Here is a 528-nt window from a genome sequence, read left to right on the forward strand (position 1 = left end):
CCGGCGACTATTTCCAGGTCGACTCGGCCCGGCTGTGGGACGTGCCCGACGTGCCGGTCGGCATCGGGGTGGCGATGGCGGGTGCCCGGGGCGTCGACAAGTTCGCCAAGCTGGCCGACCACCTCATTGCGGTGGAGCCGGACGCCGAACTCGTCAGGGAATGGCACTCCGCCCGCCAAGCCGCCAACCTCGCGGGCGGCGGACGGGTGGTCGGCCAGATACCGGTCTCCTGGGATCCCGACCGCGACACCGCGGTGAAGCGTGCACACGACCAGTTCCGCTGGTTTGCCGGCGGCTGGAAGGTCAACGCGGATCTGCCGACGCCGGCCGGCTTCGCCGGGGCGACCCAGTACGTGCGGCCCGAAGACGTCGCCGAGACCATTCCCTGCGGTCCTGACCTCGATGCCATCGTCGAGGGCGTCCGGCCGTACTGGGAGGCCGGGTTCACCGACATCGCCACCCCGATGCCGACCGGCACGTCGGGCACGTCCCACAGCCGGGCCGAGTCGACCTGGAAATAGTCGCCGG

General features: G+C 71.0%; 1 pseudogene. It reads left to right on the plus strand.

Annotated features, from left to right (window positions below):
• Positions 1–521, plus strand: a pseudogene (locus tag A5624_RS00035) (LLM class F420-dependent oxidoreductase); the annotation flags it as partial.
• Positions 522–528: the final 7 nt, after the last annotated feature.

This window comes from Mycobacterium sp. 1482292.6, assembly GCF_001672995.1.
Lineage (GTDB): Bacteria > Actinomycetota > Actinomycetes > Mycobacteriales > Mycobacteriaceae > Mycobacterium > Mycobacterium europaeum_A.